This is a genomic window from Kribbella sp. NPDC004138 (assembly GCF_053603655.1).
In genome coordinates this window covers 147204-167423 of the sequence record NZ_JBSGFZ010000012.1, presented here as the reverse complement: position 1 = coordinate 167423, position 20220 = coordinate 147204, and the positions used below count along the sequence as shown (strand labels likewise).

Here is a 20220-nt window from a genome sequence, read left to right as displayed (position 1 = left end):
GACGTAAGAGCGCAGCTGGTGACAGTACGTGACGAGCGTTGCTATCTTGGGCTTGGGGGTGGGGGACATGACGCTGCCTGAGCGCGAGATTCCCGAGACACAGCGGGCGAAGCAGGGCGACGAACTGGCGCCCGAGGACATCACGCCGGTGAATCGTCCGGTCTACATGCTGGTGATCGGCGGGCTCTTGCTGGCGCTGCTCGTCGGCATGGTCGGCTGGCTCGTCCTGGTGCTGAACGACAAGAACATGCCGGAAGGATTGGCCGTGCTACTGGGATCCATCGGCGGCGCACTGGTCGGTGTGCTGGCGAGCACGAGCAAGAAGTAGGTCCCGCGCATGGCCGATCATCCGCTCGATCGTTATCCGTTGCCGTTCGGCGATCCCGTCGTACAGAACGTCCTGCGCACGCTGACCTCGGTGTATCGACGGTACAAAGACATCGCCGAGGTGGTCGACGACGTCGGTATCGACGGCAGCGAGATCGACTTCGACGGCGCGGCTCAGTCGATCTGGCGTTCGGTGCTGAAGGAAGCGGCCAGGACCGAGCAATTGCGTGCGCTGCTGGAACATGTCGCCACGAAGCAGCCTCGGCTCGCGCCCGTGCTGGCCGACGCGTTGGCGTCGAATCCCGTGAGCCCGCCGGCCGAGGAGGAAACCGAGGGCGGCGGTCCGCCGTGGAAGGGATTCAGCGGGGAGGGCACCGAGCGGCAGATCGTCGAGGGCCAGAACACCTTGCTCGACATCTCGTTCCTCGAGGTCGGTCTGGATCGGGCCCGCTCGATCTGCCTGCTCAAGGTACGGATCGGCAAGAAGCGCTACTTCGGAACGGGTTTCCGGATCGGTGCGGATCTGATCCTGACCAATCATCACGTCGTGTTTCAGGAGACCGCGGGCGTACTCACGCCGGCGTCCGAGATCGAGGCGTGGTTCGGCTGGGAGCTCGATCGGGCAGACGCGCCCAAGCAGCCGTTCGTCGTGGCCTGCGATCCCGGCTCGGTGATCGCGGGCGCCGATCGGGACTGGGCTGTGCTGAAGGCGACCACGCCGATCCCGCCCGAGTTCCCCGCGCTGTCGATCGCCGCCGCGACGGTCGACCTGGCCGTCGACGACCGGGTCTACATCATCCAGCATCCGGGTGGCCGCCCGAAGATGATCGGGATGCACCACAACCTGGTGCGTTCGGTCGACGATTCCGTGGTCCAGTACTGGACGGACACCGAGGGTGGATCGTCGGGCGCACCGGTGTTCGACGAGGAGTGGAACGTCGTCGCGTTGCACCATCGCTGGGTCGAACGGGAGATCGACGGCAAACCGGAGTACCGGAACCAGGGACAGCGGATCGACCGAGTCGTCGCTGACCTCGCGGCGGCCGGGGTGCAGGGGGTGTCATGAGCGGGCAGCTGTGGATCGAGGAGTCCACGGACGAGAAGGACGAACAGACCACGGCGCTGGCGATGTTGCTGGCGGAGCTCGTGCGGTACCGGCGGGACGTCGAGAAGGAGCTGGAGTCGATCGACGAGATCGACGTCGCCGACATCTACTGGGACGAGCAGTTCCAGGCCAAGGCGTTCTGGACCGGGTACGTCCTGGACCTGCGCCGCGGCGGACGGCTGCGGTACGTCGTCGCGCACATGGCGGACCGGTACCCGGCGCGGCGCGAGGACCTCGAGTACTACCTGAAGCTCAAGCTGACCAAGCGGGGCTCGGCCTGGTACGAGCCGCCGGATCCGCTCGACGCGATGTTCGTCGGCTCGGGAATGTCGCAGCCGATGATCAACCGCGGCAAGCTTCGCGCCGAGCTCAGGAAACTGAACAAGGAGGGCTTCCGGACGCTCAACATCACCGGCGGGTCGGCCTCGGGCAAGACGTACTCGTACCAGCTCGTGCAGGTGCTCGCGCGGTCGGAGGGCTTCCCCGTGCTGTTGATCGACGTGGCTGAATGGGGCACCGAGCGGTTCGGCGCGCTCGAGTTGGCGCAACGGCTCGCCGGCCACTTCAAGTTCGCCATCAGCGCGGACGTGGTCGCCGACGTACCCGATCCGCACACCCGCGCGCGGCTGCTGATGAACGAGTTGCGGGACAACTTCCCGCCGGTGCGGTCACCGCGCTGGATCGTGATCGACGGACTCGACCGGGCCAACGTCGATCCCGACGCGCGCGGGCTTGTCGAGAAGCTGCTGCACTCCGTCGACGTCAACGCCGAGCTCGGTGAGGTCAAACTCGTGGTCACCGGCTTCGACGGCCTGGTGCCGCCGCAGACCCGCAAGGAGCCGATCAGCCCGATCACGCGTCCGGACGTCCGCCAGTTGTTCGCGGTGGCCGCCGCGCACCTCGGCTATCCGGCGACCGACGCCGAGCTCGACGGCTGGACCTCCCAGGTGTGGGACGGACGCGACCCGGTCGCGGACGAGTTCGCGCTCGCCGGCGAGACGATCTACGGGATCGCGCGGGAGACCATCTGCAGCTTGATCGGACAGAGCGCATGACCAGCCTGCCGGAGCCGCGCACGGCCGGGCGGCCGGTCCGGAGCCGTCGTACCCACCTGATCCAGCCGCCCAGCCCGCGGGAGCTGCTCCGGGCTCAGGCCGCCGTCCTGGTCTGGTTCGATGCCTGGTGGCTGGATGTTCCGGGCGAATCCGACGAGGTCGACGAGGCGATCAGCGAGTTCCTGATCGAGGACTGCCGCCGAGTGCGCGGGCCGGACGGCGCCGCGCACTGGGCCCTGGTCGATTCGGTACGCCGACGGACCCTGCGAGACCTCGGCCCGAAAGGTGCCGCCGATGCGCTCCGCCGTACGACGATCAACCCGACAGGGCCCGCGCAGAGCGCCTTGTCCCGCGCGATCGACCCGACGCCGACGGCGGACGGTGAGCCGCCGACGCTGGAATCGCTGTCGGCGGACCTGCAGGTCGCGCGCTGGCTCAGCGACGCCTTCCCGGCCGCCCGGAACGTCGAGGCCATCGAGGCGGCCCTGGCCCGGGAGGAACTGCTCGCCCCGCTGAAGACCTTCGGCGCCCACGGCTTCTACGGACGTACGACGGAACTCGGGTTGCTCCAGGAGCACCTGTTCGGCGGAACGCGACCGCTGGTGATCTCGGGTGTCGGCGGGGTCGGGAAGTCGACACTGCTGGCGAAGTTCATCACCGGGCGGACGGACGGGCTGTTCGCGTACCTCAACTTCGACCGGGGCGCGCTGGAGGCCGACCGGCCTGCCCAGCTGATGTCCGAGATCCTGCGTCAGCTGACAATCCAGCAGCCGGTGCTGTCGGAGCGACTGCGGCCGTTGATCGACGACTTGCGGGTTCAGGAGAACACCGACGAGGAGACCCTCGGCCTCAGCTCACACGCGTCGGCGCCGACGAGCAGCACCCGGTTGTCCCGGAGTCTGATCGCGCGGGCCGCCAAGCTCATCACGCCGTACGTCAGCGGCGGGCTGCTCGTCGTACTCGACACCTTCGAGGAGGTCCAGCGCCGCCGGATCACCGATCTGTACGTGCTGAAGGACTTTCTCGACCAGCTACTGCGCCTGATCCCGATGACAAGGATCGTGATCGCGGGGCGGGCGCTCGACACCGGACTGGGTGCGGAGCTGGACGCCACGGTGATCTCGCTGACCGAGCTGGACCACACGTCGGCGGTACAGATGATCCTCGACGCGGACGGGGTGGCCGCATCGGTGGAGCTGGCCGAGCGGACCATCGGACTGGTCGGTCGCAACCCGTTGAGCCTGCGCCTTGCGATCGAGATCCTCCGGGTCAGCCAGGCCGACGATCCGCTGCTCGACCTGGAGCTGCAGGAGGGCCAGATCCAGGGCGTCCTGTACCGGCGAATCCTGATGCACATCGACAACCGGGAGGTACGCCGGATCGCGCACCCCGGACTGGTGGTCCGAGTGGTGACGCCGGACGTCATCCGGCACGTCCTGGCCAGACCGTGCGGTATCACGGTGAAGACCGACCGGCACGCGAACGAGCTGTTCCGGCAGCTGGAGCGGGAGGCGACGCTGGTCACGAGCGACGGCCGTTCGCTGCGACATCGCGCGGACGTCCGGAAGCTGATGCTGCCGAAGCTCCAGCGGGACCAGAAGCCGCAGGTCGCAAAGATCCACCGGGCCGCGTACAGATACTACGCGCGGCTGCGGGGCCCGGCCGCCCGGGCGGAGGAGCTGTACCACCGGCTGATGCTCGGTCAGACCGGCAGTACCCTCGCCGCCCACTGGGACAAGGATGCGCTGCCGTCCCTGCTGGACTCGATCGACGAGCTTCCCGCGCGCGGCCAGCAGTATCTGTGGGCGCAGGCCGAGGGGCGGATCAGCCTGCCGGACGAGATCATGCGCGAGGCCGACGACCAGACCTGGGCGGCCGCGACGGCGCCCCTGATCGCCGCCGAGTTGCGCGCCGGCCGGCCCGAGGTCGCGCTCGATCTGGCGCATGAGCGTCGCGGACCGAACGGCGAGTCGCTGGTGCCGTCGGCCGAGGTGGAGGCGCTCGAAGCATTCCGTGAGTTCGACGAGGCCTTGCGGGTACTGCGGGGCGCCCGGGACGCGGCGTTGCGCCGGCGGCGGTCGGAGGAAGCGGTCAGCCTGACACTCGACGTACTGCGCGTGCTCGAACGGATGCAGCGGTTCCTCGAAGCGGTCCGTGAGGCCTCCGAGCTCCGTGACGCGCTGAGGGCGGGGTACGGTGAATCCGCCCTGGACTATCTGGTCGCGACCACGAGTTATCTGCGGTTGCTGCGCCGAAGCGGCCGGCAGGACAGCCCGGAGTACGCCGAGGGCGTCGCGGACGCGGTGCAGAAGGCCGAGAACCTCACGCTGCGGGAACTGGGCAGCCGTCCCGGCCTGACCCGCGAGTTGCTCGCCGAGATCGGAACCGCCTCCGAGAAACTCCTCCGGTTCGGGATCGAACAGGTCGGCGTGGCCCGCGGACAGACCGAACGGCTCGACTCCGAGCTCGCCAAGGTGGATGCGACGACCGGCTCGGGCCCGTACGACGACGAGGACGACGACGCCGAGGACGGGGACTACGACGCCGAACCGCTGGTCGAGCCGCGGAGCCGAACCGCGAGCAAGGTCGCGGAGTACCTGAACGAGGTCGGACCCGACGACGACCTGTCGCATGCCATCTCGGAGAGCTGGCAGGTGGAGACGGACGGCCTCTACTCCTGACTCGCCGCGAGTGCGGCGTGTTTGCCGGTGGTGAGGGTGGCCTTGGTCGATCATCTGCTCGGCGATGCGGCCGACGGCGTGGGAGAAGGCTTCGGAGTTGTCGGGGGCCCAGTCGATGAGGCGGGCAAGCATCCAGCTGCGGAAGGCGCCGACGAAGCGCTGGAACATCTCCAGGCCGAGGGTGGTGAAACGGTAGTGGCCGAGCGCCTCGGACAAGTAGCCGTCGGCAATCAGTTGGCCGGCCAGGGGTTCCAGTACGCCGGGTGGCATCCGTAGGTCGCCGGTGATCTCGGCGAGGGTGGCGGAGCCGGATTCGGCGCCGCCGCGGAAGACGCGCATGATCATCCAGGCCTCTGCGGCGCTCAGCGGATGGTCGGCAGCGCGGGCGCCACGATCGGCTGGTCGAGGGCCGCGAGCAACATTCCGAGCATGATCGCGACCACGACCGCGTTCCGGGTGGCGCGTCCGACAGGCTGAGCCTCCGTCTCCATGAGCTGAATGTCATCGTCGCAGCACTGTCCGCTACCGCAATCGCTCGGCGATGCGGTCAAGGAACCATGAGGGACCGAAGGACAGGAGGTGTCCGCCTGTTCGCGGGTGGCTGAGCGTGGCGACCGCGACGACGGTGGGGGACCACCTGCCCTTAGGTACCCCCGTACCATGGGTGGGTGCCGTCGACATTGCCCGAGGGGGAGGTTGCGCCCCGGGACGGGGTGCTGCCGGATGCTGCCGTCCGGGAGGCGGTGGAGCGGCCGCTGGGGTTCTACCTGCACGTGCCGTTCTGCGCGTCGCGCTGCGGGTACTGCGACTTCAACACCTACACCGCGAAGGAGTTGGGCGGCGGTGGGTCGCAGGCGTCGTACGCCGAGACCGCGGTCGCCGAAGTCCGGCTCGCGCGGCGCGTCCTGCAGGACCTGGACCGGCCGGTCGAGACGGTGTTCTTCGGAGGCGGTACGCCGACCCTCCTGCCCGCCGCGGATCTGGGGAAGATGCTGGCCGCGGTGCGGGACGAGTTCGGTCTGGCGCCGGGCGCGGAGGTGACGACCGAGGCGAATCCGGAGTCGGTGGATCCGGCCTACCTCGAGGCGTTGCTCGAAGCGGGGTTCACGCGGGTGAGCTTCGGCATGCAGAGCGCGTCGTCGCACGTCCTGCGGATCCTCGACCGGCAGCACACGCCGGGGAGAGCGTTGCAGGCGGTGAAGGAAGCGACCGCGGCCGGCTTCGAACACGTGAACCTCGACCTGATTTACGGCACCCCGGGTGAGTCGCTCGACGACTGGCGGGCGTCGCTGGAGTCGGCGCTGTCGGCGCAGCCGGACCATGTCAGCGCTTATGCCTTGATCATCGAGGACGGTACGCAGCTCGCGCGGCGGATCCGGCGTGGTGAGCTGCCGATGCCGGACGACGACGACCTCGCCGACAAGTACGTGCTGGCCGACGAGCTGCTGTCGGCCGAAGGTCTGCGGTGGTACGAGGTGTCCAACTGGGCCCGCAGTGCGGAGGCGCGCTGCCGCCACAACGAGCTGTACTGGCGGGGCGACACCTGGTGGGGGATCGGCCCGGGCGCGCACAGCCACGTCGGCGGGGTGCGCTGGTGGAACGTCAAGCATCCGACCGCGTACGCCGAGCGGATCAACGCGGGTGAGAGTCCGGCCCACGCGCGCGAGACCCTCGACGAGGAGACCCGGCGGATCGAGCGGGTGCTGCTCGAGGTCCGGCTGTCGGCGGGGCTGCCGCTGGACGTGCTGGATGCGGCGGGGCGTGCTGCCGTGGATGACGTCGTCGGCAACGGCCTGGCCGTGCTCGAAGGCCGGCCGGCGGGCGACGAGCGGCTCGTGCTGACCGATCGCGGGCGGTTGCTTGCCGATGCGGTGGTCCGCGACCTGCTGCCGTGAAAGTGATCAGAACTGATCACAGTGAGCTGTTGACGACTGTTGTGAGCAGACGGCAGGCTGTGCGGTAAGCGTTTACTACTGCCGCCCGAGGAGTCCGCGATGCCGCCCTTCATCCGTCGTCGACTGTTGCTTCAGGCCGGGCTCGCCGCCGGTGCGCTCAGCACGCTCGGGCTGCCCACCCGCGCGTTCGCCGAGGACGAGTTCGACGTCCTGCGGGCGCGCTGGGCCGAGCTCAGCACCGGTGGCGCGATCGACGCGGCCGATCCGGCGTACGCCGACGCGCTCGCGAACCTGAGCTCGCAGGCCCAGCAGTTCGTCGACACGATGATCACCGCGGCCGACCGGACGGCGCTCTGGCCGGACCTGCCGCTCAGCCCGAGCAGTGGCAACTTCAGCATCAGCTACACCCGCCTGAAGACGATCGCGCTGGCGCGTGCGACCGCCGGGACCACGCTGACCGACGCCGGCTCCCTGCTCAGTGGCGCGCTCGACTTCCTGAATGCCAAGGCGTACAACGAGACGCTGAAAGAGACCGGGAACTGGTGGTTCTGGGAGATCGGCTCGCCGCGCGCTCTGCTGGACACCTGCATCCTGGCGTACGACGTGCTGTCGGCCGACCAGCTCACGAAGTACCTGACGGCCGTCGACCGGTTCGTGCCCGATCCGAACCGGCGGACCAACGCGCCCACGCTCCGCGAGACCGGCGCGAACCGGGTCGACAAGGCGCTGATCGTCGCGCTCCGCGGCATCGTCGGCAAGTCGGCCGCGAAACTCGCCGCCGCCCGTGACGCGCTCAGCGACGTCGCCGAATCCGGCAAGAACAGCGTCTTCACCTACGTCACCAGCGGCGACGGCTTCTACCGTGACGGCTCGTTCGTCCAGCACGGCAACCTCGCGTACGTCGGTACGTACGGCAACGTCGCGCTCGGCGGTGTCGCGAACCTGATCGCCTTGCTCGGCGGCTCCACCTGGGAGATCGCGGACCCGAACCGCTCCGTACTGCTCGACGCGGTCGAGGCCAGCTTCGCCCCGTTCGTCGTCGACGGTCTGATGATGGACTGCGTGTCCGGCCGGGCGATCTCCCGCGAACGCGCCGGCGACCACCGCAACGGGCACGGCACGACGTCGACCGTCCTGCTCCTCGCGAGCGGCGTCGCCGAGCCCTACGCGTCTCGCTACAAGGCCCTGGCCAAGGGGTGGATCACCCGCGATCGGCTCGACGACTACCTGCCCGGCGCGTCGATCCCCGAGATCTCCCGGGCGAAGGCGCTGCTCGCCGACGCCGCCGTCACACCGGCGCCGGCCGTGCCGCGGCACTTCCAGTTCTACAACCAGGACCGCGTCGTGCACCGCCGCCCGGGCTGGACGTTCGCGATCGCGATGTCGTCGAAGCGCATGGCCCGCTACGAGTGGGGCAACGGCGAGAACCTCCGCGGCTGGTACGTCGGCGACGGGATGACGTACCTGTACAACGACGACCAGTCCCAGTTCAACGACGCGTACTGGCCGACGGTCGATGCGCAGCGCATGCCGGGTACGACGGTCAGCACGCAGCCGCGGCAACCGGGTGGGGCCGGCAGCGGCACCGGGACGGTCGCGGCCTACGCCGAATGGGTCGGCGGAGCGTCGTACCGGGGCGTCGCCGGTGCGGTCGGCATGCACTTGATCAACCACGACAAGACCTTGCAGGCAAGGAAGTCCTGGTTCTGTCTGCGTGACTCGATCGTGGCGCTCGGCGCCGGGATCAGCGGCACCGACGGCTACCCGGTGGAGACGATTGTCGACAATCGGAATCTCCACGAGAACGGGACGGCCGCGCTGCAGATCGACGGGCGGCCGGCCGCGGACCAGACGTACTCCGATCCGGTTTGGGCCCACTTGGACGGCGTTGCCGGCTACGTCTTCCCGGCCGGTGGTCGTCTGCGGGTGCAGCGTGAGGACCGGACCGGGGCCTGGTCCGAGATCAACGTCGGCAACGACACGGCCGGCTCGACCACGCCGTACATCCGCCGCTACGCGAAGCTCGTCCTGGAGCACGGAACGGACGTCGGCTCGTACGCGTACGTGGTGTTGCCCAACGCAACCAGCCGGCGGACGGCAGAGTTGGCGGCCGATCCCGGGATGACGATCCTTGTCAACAATCCGAATGTCCAAGCCATTCGATCCCACCGCGAGAACCTCGTGCTGGTGAACTTCTGGACCGCAGGCTCCGTGTCCGAGGTGCCGGGCGGCGCCGGAGCGCCTTCGGTGGTGTGTGACGGGCCTGCTTCGGTGGTGATCGGCAAGGAGGGACCGACGACGACTGTCGCGGTCTCCGATCCGAGCCGGACCGCGCAGACCGTCCGGCTGACCGTCGACCGGCAGGTCGGCGAGGTGATCGCGAAGGATCCGGCGGTCACGGTAGTTGCTGCTGGCAAGCAGCTTGTCCTGGACGTCGCGGTCGGCGGCACCAAGGGTGCCACCCACAGCGTGTCCTTCCACTGAGTTTTCGCAAGCAACCGGGGCCGGCCACCAGGGCCGGCCGGGTCGCCGGGTGCTGGCAAGTTCAACCAGGAGGTTGTTCGATGATGCCGCACGCCCGCCCCCTGCAGCTCACCAGGCGACGCGTCCTTCAAGTAGCCGGAGCCGGTGTGGCGCTGGCCGCCGTACCAGCGGTAGCCAGGGCGCAGACCAGCACCAGCACGATCACCATCCCCGCGCTCCCGTCGGCGCGCACCACCGAGCTCGACCGGACGCAGGACTCGCTCAGCGCCAGCGAACTCCGCCCGACCGGCTTCTACCTGCCGGCGGCCACCGCGCTCACCGTTGTCGTCCACGCCGGCAGCCAGGCTCCGACGCTGGTGATCGGCGCGCCCGACGCCGACGCCCGCAAGGAGTTCAAGTCGCCCCGCGAGTACCCGCTCCAGGTCGGTCGCAACACCGTGACCGACGCCGGCGGCGGTGTCGTCTACCTGAAGCTGATCGGCGACACCGGTCAGGCCAAGGTCTCGATCGGCGAGCAAGCGCAGCCGATGCCGTACTTCGTCCTCGGCTGCACCGGCGAGGCCGACTTCCAGCGCCAGCTCGACGAGCGCACCACGCCGTACGTCGAACTCGTCGGCCCGCACGCGATGATCACCGTGGAACGCGCGTCGGCCTTGACGTACCGCACCGAGAACCACACCGACCTGCTGGCCACCTACGAGGAGATCATCGGGATCGAGGACGCGACCAGCGGGTACGACGGATCCGCGCCGGCGCACGCCCGCCTGGCGCACCGGTACCACTTCGTCGGCTACCCGTCGGCGATCACCGGCGTCGGGGCGTACGCGACGCACGGGCACATGTCGTTCCCGCCGCCGATCCAGGACCGGATGCTGACCGTGACCGGCCTGCGGACCCGCGGCTGGGGCATCTACCACGAGCTCGGTCACCAGCATCAGCAGATCACCTACAAGCCGAGTTCGCTGACGGAGGTGACGGTCAACATCTACTCGCTCGCGGTCAACGCGGTCTTCGCCACGAAGTACGGCCAGGTGCCGCGGCTGCACGCGCCCGACGCCAAGACCGGGCTGACGCCGTGGCAGAGCGCTCCCGGCAAGCTGCGGACGCCGGGCGTGAACTACGGCACGACGTTCGACCCTTACGAGAAGCTCGTGATGTTCGAGCAGCTGCGGCTGGCGTTCGGCAACAGCTTCTGGCCGGACCTGCACAAGCTGGTCCGGGTCGAGCGGCCGTACGCGAGCGACTACACCGACGAGGTACTCCGGCTGCGCAACTTGGTCGTCCTGTCCAGCCAGACGGCCGGCTACGACCTGAGCGACTTCTTCCGGGCCTGGGGCGTCCCGGTCGACGCCGAGGCGGTCGCCCGGATCGGCGCGCTGCACCTGACCCCGCCGCCGACCGACCCGTCCGCGATCCGCGGGTAGACAATCCGGCGAGTAGACAATCCGCGAGTAGACAAAAGGACGAAGGCACCCACCGGGTCGAGGTGGGTGCCTTCGTCGTTCGGGGGCGGGCTCAGTCGCGCAGGAAGAGCTCGATCACACAGCTGTCGACCTCGGGGGCGCGGTTCGGCAGCTTGAGCGTCAGCGTGTTCTCCGGCAGGCCGGTGAGGTACGTGTGCCCGGGCGCCGACGGATCGACGTCCACCCGCTTGACCTCCGATGCGTCGTGCAGGAACTGCGCGTACTCGACGCGGTCGCCCAGCCCGGGCAGATGGAGATGACCCATCGGCCAGGCGAACACGTGCAGGTACAGCCGCCGCCCGTTCTGCGTGTAGCGGCAATCCGCCGGCGGCACGTACGAGCTCGGACCGCAGCCGCGCACGGACCGTTCGTGCAGCCGCATCCAGTCCCCGATGCCCGAGAGGACGGCGAGTGCGCGCGGCTCCCACGCGCCACGCCCGTTCGGGCCGACGTTGAGCAGCATGTTGCCGCCCTTCGAGACCGCGTCGACGAGCATCCGGATCAGCAGCGCCGGCGACTTCCAGTCGTGGTTGTCGCGGTGGTACCCCCAGCTGCCGTTGAGGGTGTGGCACGCCTCCCACGGCACCTGCGTCCCGTTGCCGGCAGCAACCTCGTTCCCCGGCGGTTGCACCTGCTCGGGCGTGGTGAAGTCACCCGCACCGAGTCCCAGTCGATTGTTGACAAGGATGCCCGGTTGCAGCTCGCGGACCATCGCGAGCAGTTCGGCCGACCGCCACTCGTCCGGGCCCTTGGCGTTGAACCCGCGATCGGCGTACGAGAAGTCGAACCACATCACGTCGATCTGCCCGTACTCCGTGAGCAGCTCGCGGACCTGGCCGTGCAGGTAGTCGGCGTACTTCGAGACGTCGCGGTCGGCCGTACGGTCGATGAAGTCGACGTCCTTGCGCTGCGGGTGGTACAGGTCGACGGGGAACTCCGGGTGGTGCCAGTCGAGCAACGAGTGGTACAGCCCGATCTTGAACCCGCGCGCCCGGAACGCGTCGACCATCGGCGCGAGCAGGTCCTTGCCCCACGGCGTGTTCGGCGCCGAGTAGTCGGTCAGCTTGGAGTCCCACAGGCAGAACCCGTCGTGGTGCTTGGTGGTGATCACCAGGTAGCGCATCCCGGTGTTCCACGCATCGTCCGCCCAGCGCACCGGGTCGTACAGGTCCGGCTCGAAGCGGTCGAAGTACGGCTGGTAGTCGTCGTCGGTGAGCTGTTCGTACGACTTCACCCACTCGTGCCGTGCGGCGGCCGCGTAGATGCCCCAGTGCACGAACAGCCCGAACCTCGCTTCGGTCAGCCAGCTCATCGCGGGCTCGCACCGCCGCTCAGCGCCGACTCGAACTCGCCGCGGATCTTGTCGCCGCCGTCCTTCGCCCACTTCTGCACCGCGGCCTCGAACGCGCTGACCGGCTTCCGCCCGGCGATCACGTCGTTGCGGACGTCGGTCAGCGCCTGCCCGATGTCGCCGCCGGACTTGTCGTTGGTCGGCGAGATCAGACTCGCGGTCGGGTCCTTGACGACCATGCCGATCAGCTTGGTCAGGTCCTCGTGCGCGCGCTCGACGTACGTCGGGAACTGCGCGTTGTAGAGCGCCTGCGGCGGGGCGGTGATGTACTTCCACGGCACCGTCAGCTCGGCCTCGCCCTTGCTGGTCAGGGTCGGGTTGCCCTTCGCGTCGCGGGTGAAGTCGACGCCTTCGACGCCGTACGTGAGCAGCAGGTTCTCGGTGCTGCCGAACGGCGCGGCGAAGAAGTTCGCCACCGCGAGCAGCTCCTTGGCGCGCTGCTCGTCGGCCTTCTTCATCAGCGTGTACGCGAACAGGATGTTGTCGGACCAGGTGTTCGCCTTGCCGCCCTGCGGCGCCATCGGGACGAACGCCCGCGGGTCGTTCTTGGGGTCCAGCCGGGACATGTCCTTGACGTACCCGGAGTACGCCGGGAAGCCGTCGTACACCAGCGCGCCCTTGCCCGCGCGGAACGCGTTCTTGCGGGCGGTGCCGTCGATCCCGTCGGAGCCGGGCACGGTGACGCCCGCCTTGACGAGCTGGACGGCGAACTCGAGGGCGGCCTTGTACTCCGGGGTCTCGAAGCTGCGGGTCAGCTTGCCGCCGTCGTCCTTCCAGCCGTTCGGGACGCCGAACATCTGCTGGATCATCGTGAAGAACGTGTTGCCCTTGGAGTTCACGATCGCCCACTGGCCCTGCTGCGGCCTGGTCAGCTCCTTGCAGGCGGCCAGGAAGTCCTCGGCGGTCGCCGGGTACTCGATACCGGCCGCGTCGAAGAGCCGCTTGTTGTAGAAGCCCGCACCGCCGGTGATGCTGCGCGGGATCGGCAGCCCGTAGATCTTGTCCTGCACCACGCACGCCTGCCAGATCACCTGCGGGATGTTCGCGAGGTTCGGGTAGTCCTTGACCTTGTCACCGGACAGGTACGGCGTCAGATCGGTGCACTTTGCCGACAAGAAGGCCGGTAGATTGTTGACAAGACTCGAGTCCGACAACAGCACCAGATCCGGCAGCTCGTTGGCGGCGAGCACCGTCTGAAACTTCGTCGCCCAGTCGCTGTCCGGGACGATCGTCAGGTCGAGCGTGCCGCCGAGCTTCTGCTCGACCGCCTGCCAGGCTGCGTTCTTGTCCTTGGCCGGCGGCAGCGGGTCGAAGATGTCGGTCATCACGCTCACCTTGCCGCCGGCCAGCGGCGGCGTCTTCACCGTGGTGACGAGGTCCTTCGGGTACGTCAGGTATCCCGGCGGTACGCCGTCCGCGGTGCCGGCGAGGTCCGGCTTCGGCCCGTCGAAGGCGACGTACGTCGGCAACGTCACCGACGACGCGCGGGCGGGCCCGGACGCCGTACTGCCGTTGCTGCAGGCAACCAGCGACGGGACGCCGGTGGCGCTCATCACGGCGACGCCGACTGCGCTCCGCAGGAAGCTTCTGCGACTGGTGGTCACGGTGTTTCTCCTAACCCTTGATGGCGCCGGTGAGTACGCCCTTGGTGAAGTAGCGCTGCAGGAACGGGTAGACGCAGAGGATGGGGACGAGCGCCACGACGACGACCGCCATCTGCACGGCCTGGATCGATGCGACCGCCTCGCCGGGCGACTCGGAAGCACCGCCGACCGGCTGTCCTTGCAGGACGTAGAGGCGCAGCACGAGCGGCAACGGCCACTTGCCGGTGTCGCTGAGGTAGAGCAGTGCGTTGAAGAACGCGTTCCAGTGCCCGACCGCGTAGAACAGCGCGACGACGGCGAGCACCGCCTTCGACAGCGGCAGCACGATCCGGAGCAGGATCGCGAGGTCGCCGGCGCCGTCGATCCGGGCGCTGTCGAGCAGCTCGGCCGGGATGTTCTGGAAGAAGTTGCGCAGCACCAGGAAGTTGAAGGCGCTGACCAGGCCCGGGACGATCAGCGACGCGTACGAGTCGTACAGCCCGAGCGCCTTGACGAGCAGGAAGTTCGGGATGATCCCGGCCCCGAAGAGCATTGTGAACAATACTGCTGTCAACACGAACCGCCCGCCGACGATCGGCCGGCTGAGCCCGTACGCGAGCGCGATCGTGACGACCAGGTTCAGCGCCGTACCGATGACCGTGATGCCCGCGCTGACCAGCAGCGCATGGCTGACCACGCCGCCGGCGAAGATCGTCCTGTACGCCGCCAGCGTCGGCTCGCTCGGGAACAACGGGATGATGCCGCCGCGCCGGGTGATCTCGGACTCGCCGGCCAGGCTCGTCGCGACGATGTTCACGAACGGGTAGAGCACCAGGAGACAGACGACCGCGATCACCACGCCTTTGATCGCCAGCCCGGCCTTGCTCGGTGCCTCCATCCACGGCGGCCGCTGCGAGGTCTTCATCGGCTGTAGATCCCTTCGTGGCCGAAACGGTGGGCGAGTTTGTTGGCGCCGAGGATCAGCACCAGGCCGATGGCGCCCTTGACCAGGCCGACGGCTGCTGCCGGACCCCATTGGCCGTCGAGGACGCCGTGGAAGTAGACGTAGGTGTCGAGGACCTCGGCCGCGTCGGCGCCGACCGCGTCGCGCTGCAGCAGGATCTGCTCGAACCCGACCGACAGGATGCTGCCCAGGTTGAGGATCAGCAGCAGCAATGTGACCGGCACGATGCCCGGCAGCGTGACGTGCCACAGCCGCCGCCAGCGGTCCGCGCCGTCGATCGCCGCGGCCTCGTAGTGCTCGGTGTCGATGTTCAGCAGCGCGGCGAGGTAGATGATCGTGCCCCACCCGGCGTCCTTCCAGATCAGCTGCAGTGTCACCAGCCAGGGGAAGAAGCCTGAGCTCGTCATCAGGTCGACGCGTGGCAGACCGAGCTCGCCGAGCAGCTGCGGGAGCAGTCCGGTGCCGCCGATCAGCTGCTGACTGATCGAGATCAGGATCACCCAGCCGATGAAGTGCGGCAGGTACACGACGCTCTGCACGAACCGCTTGATCTTCGGGCTGACGATGCTGTTGAGCAGCAGTGCCAGCCCGATCGGCGCCGGGAAGAACAGGACGAGCTGGAGCAGCGCGAACTTCAGGGTGTTGAGCAAGGCCCGGTAGAAGTCCGGCTCGGCGAACACCGCGAAGTTGCCGAAGCCGACCCACGGGCTCTCCTTGAACCCGAGATACGGCTGGTAGTCCTGGAAGACGATCACGTTGCCGAGCAGCGGCACGTAGTGGAACACCACGAAGAACAGCAACCCGGGCAGCACCAGCAACAACATCACCCGATCCCGCCACAACCGGGCCCCCAACCCAGGACCTCCGCGCCCGTGCTGCTCTCGGCGGGCGGCTCGGGAGGCTGCCCGGCGGGCGGACCAGGACGTGGCGCGGCCGGGGGAGCGGCGGACGCGGTGCATTGGGCGCCTCCTGATAGTAAACGGTTGCTGTCGTGGTGGCAGCAACCATGAAACGTTCAGCGCCTTGCTGTCAAGCGTTCGTGGAACTTGTCTTGACCGATGGTCGACGGTCTGCCTACGGTTCTTAGTAACCGTTTACTAGGAGTGATCCGTGCCGAATCCTGAACCCGACCGGGGCAGCAGTCCGCGGTTGCGCACGCTCGTGGCGATGCCCGCGGAGACCTGGTCCGAGGTGGTCACGCCGGCGGCGCGGGCCCGTCTCGCTGCCGTCACCGAGGTGCTCGGCCTCGACGTCCCGGGAGGCCTCGACACCGGCCTGCCGCGGGTCGGGGTGGTCGACGGTGTGCCGCGGTTGGCCGGTTCGTTCGCGGAGGTGGCGGACGATCTGGCCGACGCGGAGGTCTTGCTGACTGGCTGGGGGTGCCCGCGGATCACCGCGGACGTGCTCGACGCGGCGCCGAAGCTGCGGGCGATCGTGCATGCGGCCGGGACGATCAAGACGTTCGTGGACCCGGTGGTCTTCGAGCGCGGGGTGGAGGTGTCGTCGGCGGCGGGCGCGAATGCGGTGCCGGTCGCGGAGTTCACCGTCGCCGCGATCGTGATGGCGGGCAAGCGGGCTTTCCGGCACCGCGACTGGTTCCGGACCTCGGGCGTGAAGCGACCGTTGCCGGGGGCACCGATCCTCGGCACGCTGGGTACGACGGTCGGCGTCCTCGGGGCGTCCCGGATCGGCCGGCTGGTGCTCCAGCGGCTCCGCGGCCTCGATGTCGACGTACTGGTGTACGACCCGTTCCTGAGTCGGGCGGAGGCTGCGGCGTACGGCGCGCGGTGGTGTGAGTTGCCGGAGCTTTTCGCGGCCAGCGACATCGTCAGCGTCCACGCGCCACTGCTGCCGGAGACCGAGGGGCTGGTGTCGGCGGAGCTGCTGGCCGCGATGCCGGACGGCGGCGTGCTCATCAACACCGCGCGCGGCCCGGTCGTCGATCATGCCGCCCTGGAACGGGAGTGCGTCTCCGGCCGCCTCGACGCGATCCTCGACGTCACGGACCCCGAGCCACTCCCACTCGACTCCCCGATGCTCCGACTCCCCAACGTCTTCATCACCCCCCATCTGGCCGGTGCCATGGGCAACGAATCCACCCGCCTGGGCGACTCCGCGATCGCCGAGATCGAACGACTGGCCGCCGGCCGGCCCCTCGCCCACGGCATCACCCACGAAGACCTGAGACGAATCGCATGAGCCGCACCGAGCAGAGGATCCGGCTGTGACGCCGCGTGCCTGCGGAGTGGGGTGGGGCGCGTGAGCGCCGGGTGGGGTGTGGATGCGGAGCAGGAGGGGCGTGTGCGGCAGTTGCGGTTGCCGGCGCCGGATCGGGTTCTTTCCTCGCGGACCGGGTACACGCGGGAGACCTGGCTGGCGGTGGCGGATCACTTGCTCGATTCGTTGGTGCCTTGGTTCACGGCGAGTGGGGCGCAGGTGCGGTTGCCGGGGCGGGGGAGTTGGTCGGGGGCGGACTGTGACGGGCTGGAGGGGTTCGCTCGGTCGTTCCTGCTGGCCGCGTTCCGGATTGCTGCGACCGGGGGAGACGACCGGCTGGTCGAGCGGTACGCGCGTGGGCTGGTGGCTGGTGCGGCGGGTGAGTGGCCGCGGTTGACGCCGTGTTCGCAGCAGATGGTGGAGGCGGCGGCGATCGCGGTCGGTCTGCACGAGTCGCGGGAATGGCTGTGGGACAAGCTCGATGGACGCGAGCAGCAACACGTCGTCGACTGGCTCAGCGGGTTCGTCGGGTCACGGACGTGGGACAACAACTGGCGGTTGTTCCAGGTGGTCGGCGAGCAGTTCCTCGCCTCCGTCGGAGCGCCGTACGCGCAGGACGACATCGACGCGGGCCTCGACCGGATCGAGGACTGGTACGTCGGCGACGGGTGGTACTCCGACGGCCCCGGGCAGAACTTCGACCACTACATCGGCTGGGCGATGCACCTGTACCCGGGCCTGTGGACGCGGATGGCCGGACCTGCTGCGGACGGCCGCCTCGAGGTCTACAAGGAACGTCTGCACCGCTTCCTCGAGGACGCCGTCCATCTGACCGGCACCGACGGCGCACCGATCCACTTCGGTCGCTCCCTCTGCTACCGGATGGCCACCGCGGCGCCGTACTGGATGGGCGCGCTCCTCGACGCCACGCCGCTCACTCCGGGTCAGACCCGTCGCCTCTGCTCGGGCACCCTCAGACACTTCGTCGACCACGGTGTGCCGGACGGCAACGGCCTCCTGACACTCGGCTGGCACCACCACTTCCTGCCGACGACGCAGCCGTACTCCGGACCCGCGTCGCCGTACTGGGCGTCCAAGGGATTCCTCGGGCTGCTGCTCCCGGCCGGCCACGAGGTGTGGACCGCCCGCGAGGCCGCGCTGCCGCTAGACGAGCACGACCAGATCCGCGCGATGCCGGCGCCGGGCTTCCTCGTCCAGGCGACGAAGCACGACGGCCTGGTCCGCCTCCTCAACCACGGCAGCGACCACGGAGCCGAAGGCGATCCGCACTACAACCGTCTCGCCTACTCGAGCCGGACGGGCCCCGAGTTCACCGACGAGCAGCTCGACAACCACATCAGCCTGGCCGGCAAGCGGACCCGGATCGAGCGCATCGCCGACGGGCATTCCTGGTGGCAGGCGGGCGAGTCGCGGATCGAGGTCGCGAGCCTGGTGCACGGGCGCATCGAGGTGCGCTGCGTCCTCGTGGACGGCCCGGCCGGAGTTGTGCGGCACGGAGGGTACGCCGTCGCGAGCGAGCACCGCCCCGAGGCGAAGACCGGCGATGTCTGGGCGCGGGCGACGCGGATCGATCGGCTGACCACCGCGATGATCGGCCTGTACGGCTACGGCGGCGCCGACGTACGGCGTGGGCTCGACACCAACGCGTTCGGCCCGCATTCCGCCACGCCGTACCTGGACGCCGAGCACGATGGGAAAGGTCCGCGGGTGCTGGTCTCGGCGGTGGTACTGTCCGGCGACACGGTCTGGCCGCGGCAGCTGGCGGAGAGCATCGAGGTGACGGTGGACGGGTTCCACGTCTCCGTGCGGTTCGCCGACGGTACCCGGGCCGGCGTACAGCTGGGTGAGGAGGTGGGTGATGGCGGCGGAACCGCCCCGGACACGGGCGCGCCGGCGTGACCCCGAGGCGGCCCGGACGATCCGGGACGTGGCCGCCCGGGCCGGTGTCTCCACCGCGACCGTCTCCCGAGTTGTCAACGGCAACTATCCGGTGGCGGCTTCGACCCGGGCCGCGGTCGAGCGCGCGATGCGCGACCTCGGGTACGTCGCGAACGCGCACGCCCGCGCGCTGGCCGGTTCCACCACCCGCGTCGTCGGCATCGTGGTCAGCGAGATCGTCGACCCGTTCTTCGCCTACATCGCCCGCGGCGTGCAGGCCGAGGCGCTCGCCTCCGGGCGGCTCTGCCTGGTCTGCTCGACGCAGGGCGGTGAGGCCGCCGAGCTGCGGTTCGTCGACCTGCTGCTCGAGCAGCGCGCCGACGCCGTGATCCTGGTCGGCGGCGCGGTCGAGGACAAGGAGTACTTCGCCGCGGTCGGGCAGCGGGCCCGGCAGCTGGCGAGCAGCGGGTCCAGCCTGGTGCTGTGCGGCCGGCCGGGGCTGGAGGACGGCGTCCCGGCGTACGCCGTGGAGTACGACAACATCGGCGGCGCCGCCGCGATCACCGACCACCTGCTCAGCGCCGGGCACACCAAGATCCTCTATCTCGGCGGCCCGACGAGCCTGTCCACGACCACCGCCCGGCTGCGCGGTTTCCACCAGGCCTTCGCGGTCCGCAAGCTGGAGCATGACCCGCGCCTGGTCCGGACCGGCGCGTTCGGCCGCCAATGGGGTTATCAGCAAACGCTCAAAGCCCTCGCTGACGGCCTCGACTTCACCGCGATCTTCGCCGCCAACGACATCGTCGCCGCCGGTGTGTACGCCGCCCTGCGCGAGCGCGGCCTGCGGATCCCGGACGACGTCTCGGTGGTCGGGTACGACGACGTACCGGTGGCGACCGAGCTGCAGCCGGCGCTGACCACGGTCCGGGTGCCGCTGGAGGAGCTCGGGCGGGCCGCCGTACGGGCCGGTCTGGCGGGTCAGGAGCCGAGTGCGGATCCGTTCGCGCACCAGCAGCCGATGACCACGCTCGGCACCGTCGTCGTGGTCCGCGACTCCGTCGGCCCGCCTGTGAAGCGCTGATCACGCACAGCGAACTCCCAGCGTTCAGCGCCCTCGGTGATCGCCGTGATTCGCAGCGTGACCAGCGATGACATTATGTCCGGACCTGTTCGGCCTCGTATCTCAGAGTGACGAC

At 69.1% G+C, this 20220-nt stretch carries 16 protein-coding genes; 11 read left to right on the top strand and 5 right to left on the bottom strand.

Going from position 1 to position 20220, the window contains the following annotated elements; translation table 11 throughout:
- The first annotated feature begins 67 nt into the window (after nucleotides 1-67).
- Genes ACWEOO_RS18955 through ACWEOO_RS18935 form a run of 5 tightly spaced genes read left to right on the top strand, consistent with a single transcriptional unit; the run spans nucleotide 68 to nucleotide 5444 of the window.
- Nucleotides 68-328: a hypothetical protein gene (locus ACWEOO_RS18955; protein WP_363714300.1), complete on the top strand. Its 261-nt coding sequence runs from the start codon at nucleotides 68-70 to the stop codon at nucleotides 326-328.
- Between the two features lie 9 nt (nucleotides 329-337).
- The gene (locus ACWEOO_RS18950; RefSeq protein WP_452144086.1) at nucleotides 338-1393 is read left to right on the top strand and encodes a trypsin-like serine peptidase; all 1056 of its coding nucleotides are present in this window, start codon (nucleotides 338-340) and stop codon (nucleotides 1391-1393) included.
- Nucleotides 1390-2487 (top strand): hypothetical protein, encoded by a 1098-nt coding sequence (locus ACWEOO_RS18945; RefSeq protein ID WP_452144085.1) that lies wholly within the window; start codon nucleotides 1390-1392, stop codon nucleotides 2485-2487. The genes ACWEOO_RS18950 and ACWEOO_RS18945 overlap by 4 nt, the downstream gene beginning before the upstream one ends.
- Nucleotides 2484-5168: an AAA family ATPase gene (locus ACWEOO_RS18940; RefSeq protein WP_452144084.1), complete on the top strand. Its 2685-nt coding sequence runs from the start codon at nucleotides 2484-2486 to the stop codon at nucleotides 5166-5168. Before ACWEOO_RS18945 ends, ACWEOO_RS18940 begins: the two co-directional genes overlap by 4 nt.
- 36 nt (nucleotides 5169-5204) lie before the next feature.
- Nucleotides 5205-5444: a hypothetical protein gene (locus ACWEOO_RS18935; RefSeq protein ID WP_452144083.1), complete on the top strand. Its 240-nt coding sequence runs from the start codon at nucleotides 5205-5207 to the stop codon at nucleotides 5442-5444.
- A gap of 86 nt (nucleotides 5445-5530) precedes the next feature.
- Here ACWEOO_RS18935 and ACWEOO_RS18930 read toward each other — a convergent pair whose 3' ends face one another.
- Nucleotides 5531-5659: a hypothetical protein gene (locus ACWEOO_RS18930; RefSeq protein ID WP_452144082.1), complete on the bottom strand. Its 129-nt coding sequence runs from the start codon at nucleotides 5657-5659 to the stop codon at nucleotides 5531-5533.
- A 177-nt stretch (nucleotides 5660-5836) separates the two neighbouring features.
- Between ACWEOO_RS18930 and hemW the strand changes: the two genes are divergently transcribed.
- From hemW to ACWEOO_RS18915, 3 genes are all read left to right on the top strand, one after another.
- Nucleotides 5837-7063, top strand: coding sequence for a radical SAM family heme chaperone HemW (hemW, locus tag ACWEOO_RS18925; protein WP_452144081.1), 1227 nt, complete (start codon nucleotides 5837-5839; stop codon nucleotides 7061-7063).
- Between the two features lie 99 nt (nucleotides 7064-7162).
- Nucleotides 7163-9547, top strand: coding sequence for a polysaccharide lyase 8 family protein (locus tag ACWEOO_RS18920; protein ID WP_452144080.1), 2385 nt, complete (start codon nucleotides 7163-7165; stop codon nucleotides 9545-9547).
- A gap of 80 nt (nucleotides 9548-9627) precedes the next feature.
- Entirely contained in the window at nucleotides 9628-10971 is a 1344-nt protein-coding gene (locus tag ACWEOO_RS18915; RefSeq protein ID WP_452144079.1) for a M60 family metallopeptidase, read from the top strand.
- A gap of 91 nt (nucleotides 10972-11062) precedes the next feature.
- Here the strand turns inward: ACWEOO_RS18915 and ACWEOO_RS18910 are convergent, their stop codons facing one another.
- Genes ACWEOO_RS18910 through ACWEOO_RS18895 form a run of 4 tightly spaced genes read right to left on the bottom strand, consistent with a single transcriptional unit; the run spans nucleotide 11063 to nucleotide 15732 of the window.
- The gene (locus ACWEOO_RS18910; protein ID WP_452144078.1) at nucleotides 11063-12322 is read right to left on the bottom strand and encodes an alpha-L-fucosidase; all 1260 of its coding nucleotides are present in this window, start codon (nucleotides 12320-12322) and stop codon (nucleotides 11063-11065) included.
- Nucleotides 12319-13965: an extracellular solute-binding protein gene (locus tag ACWEOO_RS18905; protein ID WP_452144077.1), complete on the bottom strand. Its 1647-nt coding sequence runs from the start codon at nucleotides 13963-13965 to the stop codon at nucleotides 12319-12321. The genes ACWEOO_RS18910 and ACWEOO_RS18905 overlap by 4 nt, the downstream gene beginning before the upstream one ends.
- Before the next feature lie 10 nt (nucleotides 13966-13975).
- Nucleotides 13976-14869: a carbohydrate ABC transporter permease gene (locus ACWEOO_RS18900; RefSeq protein ID WP_452144076.1), complete on the bottom strand. Its 894-nt coding sequence runs from the start codon at nucleotides 14867-14869 to the stop codon at nucleotides 13976-13978.
- Complete coding sequence (locus ACWEOO_RS18895) at nucleotides 14866-15732, bottom strand: ABC transporter permease (protein WP_452144075.1); 867 nt, start codon at nucleotides 15730-15732, stop codon at nucleotides 14866-14868. The genes ACWEOO_RS18900 and ACWEOO_RS18895 overlap by 4 nt, the downstream gene beginning before the upstream one ends.
- 286 nt (nucleotides 15733-16018) lie before the next feature.
- Here ACWEOO_RS18895 and ACWEOO_RS18890 point away from each other — a divergent pair, with 286 nt between their 5' ends.
- Genes ACWEOO_RS18890 through ACWEOO_RS18880 form a run of 3 tightly spaced genes read left to right on the top strand, consistent with a single transcriptional unit; the run spans nucleotide 16019 to nucleotide 20105 of the window.
- Nucleotides 16019-17107, top strand: coding sequence for a hydroxyacid dehydrogenase (locus ACWEOO_RS18890; RefSeq protein ID WP_452144074.1), 1089 nt, complete (start codon nucleotides 16019-16021; stop codon nucleotides 17105-17107).
- A gap of 60 nt (nucleotides 17108-17167) precedes the next feature.
- Nucleotides 17168-19045: a DUF2264 domain-containing protein gene (locus ACWEOO_RS18885; protein ID WP_452144073.1), complete on the top strand. Its 1878-nt coding sequence runs from the start codon at nucleotides 17168-17170 to the stop codon at nucleotides 19043-19045.
- Nucleotides 19005-20105, top strand: a complete 1101-nt coding sequence (locus ACWEOO_RS18880) for a LacI family DNA-binding transcriptional regulator (RefSeq protein WP_452144072.1) — start codon at nucleotides 19005-19007, stop codon at nucleotides 20103-20105. The genes ACWEOO_RS18885 and ACWEOO_RS18880 overlap by 41 nt, the downstream gene beginning before the upstream one ends.
- The last annotated feature ends 115 nt before the right edge of the window (nucleotides 20106-20220 follow it).

Excerpts from the sequence above, each read along its gene's own strand:
- ACWEOO_RS18900 (WP_452144076.1), bottom strand. The coding sequence starts at position 14,869 with ATGAAGACCTCGCAGCGGCCGCCGTGGATGGAGGCACCGAGCAAGGCC.
- ACWEOO_RS18950 (WP_452144086.1), top strand. The coding sequence starts at position 338 with ATGGCCGATCATCCGCTCGATCGTTATCCGTTGCCGTTCGGCGATCCC.
- ACWEOO_RS18880 (WP_452144072.1), top strand. The coding sequence starts at position 19,005 with ATGGCGGCGGAACCGCCCCGGACACGGGCGCGCCGGCGTGACCCCGAG.
- ACWEOO_RS18945 (WP_452144085.1), top strand. The coding sequence starts at position 1,390 with ATGAGCGGGCAGCTGTGGATCGAGGAGTCCACGGACGAGAAGGACGAA.
- ACWEOO_RS18910 (WP_452144078.1), bottom strand. The coding sequence starts at position 12,322 with ATGAGCTGGCTGACCGAAGCGAGGTTCGGGCTGTTCGTGCACTGGGGC.
- ACWEOO_RS18895 (WP_452144075.1), bottom strand. The coding sequence starts at position 15,732 with ATGTTGTTGCTGGTGCTGCCCGGGTTGCTGTTCTTCGTGGTGTTCCAC.
- ACWEOO_RS18955 (WP_363714300.1), top strand. The coding sequence starts at position 68 with ATGACGCTGCCTGAGCGCGAGATTCCCGAGACACAGCGGGCGAAGCAG.
- ACWEOO_RS18940 (WP_452144084.1), top strand. The coding sequence starts at position 2,484 with ATGACCAGCCTGCCGGAGCCGCGCACGGCCGGGCGGCCGGTCCGGAGC.
- ACWEOO_RS18920 (WP_452144080.1), top strand. The coding sequence starts at position 7,163 with ATGCCGCCCTTCATCCGTCGTCGACTGTTGCTTCAGGCCGGGCTCGCC.
- ACWEOO_RS18915 (WP_452144079.1), top strand. The coding sequence starts at position 9,628 with ATGATGCCGCACGCCCGCCCCCTGCAGCTCACCAGGCGACGCGTCCTT.
- ACWEOO_RS18930 (WP_452144082.1), bottom strand. The coding sequence starts at position 5,659 with ATGGAGACGGAGGCTCAGCCTGTCGGACGCGCCACCCGGAACGCGGTC.